This window comes from Marinobacter sp. EhC06, from assembly GCF_001650915.1.
Taxonomy (GTDB): domain Bacteria; phylum Pseudomonadota; class Gammaproteobacteria; order Pseudomonadales; family Oleiphilaceae; genus Marinobacter.
The window spans coordinates 1-1,634 of sequence record NZ_LXYO01000024.1 but is presented as its reverse complement, the minus strand read 5'-3'; the positions used below and the strand labels follow the sequence as shown (position 1 = coordinate 1,634).

The window sequence follows — 1,634 nt, the reverse complement described above, 5'->3', positions numbered from 1 at the left end:
CCCTATGTGTCAGCGTAGTTGTCGCCTGAATATTTCAGAGGACAACCATGCCCCATTATTCACCGGAACGTAAAGAAGCCATTCTCCAGAAGATGGCCCCACCTCACAGTCTGACTGTTGCCGAGTTGGCCAGCCAGGAAGGCATCAGTACCGCAACCTTGTACAATTGGCGTAAAGCCGCCAGAGGACGAGGTGCCGTTTTGCCATCGAATTCAGCTCATCCAGACAAGTGGAGTAGCGAAGAGAAGTTCCGCATTGTTCTGGAAACCGCCCCGATGACGGAGGCGGAAGTTAGTGAATATTGCCGTAGGAACGGCCTTTACCCGGAACAAATCGAAACCTGGAAAGCCGCCTGCATGGGAGCCAATGCCCTGTCGGATGAACAGGCCAAGCAGAATCGGCAAGCGGCCAGGGCTGAGAAAAAACGAGTCAAAAAACTCGAAGCCGAGTTGCGACGCAAGGAAAAAGCTCTGGCAGAAACGGCTGCACTGCTGACGCTGTCAAAAAAAGCCGAGGCGATCTGGGGCCCCAAAGACGAGGACGAATGACCAGCCTCCCGGATCGCCAGCAGGCGGTTACCCTGATCCAAGAGGCTCAGGGTAACGGAGCCCGGCTGGTCAAGGCCTGCGCCTTGCTGAACCTGAGTATACGCACTTATCAGCGCTGGACGGCAGATAAGGCCGTCAGCGCCGATCAACGACCGGTGGTGCCCAGACCAGCACCCACCAATAAACTCTCGGAGGCGGAGCGTCAGGCCGTGGTCTCACTGTGCAACCAGAAGGAATATCGAAGCTGTCCGCCGGCCTTCATCGTTGCGGATCAACTGGATCAGGGTCGCTACCTGGCCTCGGAATCCACCTTCTATCGGGTTCTGCGGGAGAAGGATCAAGTACACCCCAGAGGTCGGCAAAAAGCGCCCCAGAGCAAGCGCAGGGCAACTACACACAAGGCCACAGAACCGAACCAGCTGTGGTCGTGGGATATCTCATGGCTGCCGGGGCCAGCAAAAGGCACCTGGTTCTACCTGTATCTGATGCTGGACGTATACAGCCGCAAGATCGTCGGTCACGAGGTCTATCACAGTGAGACCGGCGAGCTTGCCAGCGAGTTCATCGAGAAGGCCTACTGGCGTGAACACCTGGCGACGAAGGACAAGCCTCTAGTGCTGCACTCCGACAATGGCAGCCCCATGAAGGCCTCGACCTTCTTGGAGAAACTGTACGATCTGGGTATTACGCCCTCGAACAGTCGCCCCCGGGTCAGTAACGACAATGCCTACTCGGAGTCGTTGTTCAAAACCCTGAAGTTCCGCCCGGGGTTCCCGGTAAACGGCTTCAGAACGATCGAGGAGGCCCGCAAATGGGTACTGGCGTTCGTGCGCTGGTACAACACCGAGCACCGACACAGCGCCTTGAACTACGTAACACCTCAGCAACGCCATACGGGCGAAGCTGATCAGATCCTGGCCCAGCGAAAACAGATTATCGAAGCGGCGAAAGCCGAGAACCCGCGTCGCTGGTCTGGTGATATCCGAAACTTCAGCTTGCCGGAATCAGTCACTCTGAACCCGGAAAAGGCGGCCAATTGTTAAAGAGCTGATGACTTAAACGCGACATCTACGTTGACAGACTCCG

The 1,634-nt window shown here is 56.6% G+C and carries 1 protein-coding gene; it reads left to right on the top strand.

Annotated elements, in window-relative coordinates; all coding sequences use genetic code 11:
* Nucleotides 1–47 precede the first annotated feature (47 nt).
* Nucleotides 48–1,591, top strand: a protein-coding gene (locus A8B84_RS15765; protein ID WP_085986444.1) for an IS3 family transposase whose coding sequence is annotated in 2 segments (ribosomal slippage) — nucleotides 48–519 and nucleotides 519–1,591 — 1,545 coding nt in all. Because the reading frame shifts where the segments join, the coding sequence is not laid out codon by codon here.
* Nucleotides 1,592–1,634: the final 43 nt, after the last annotated feature.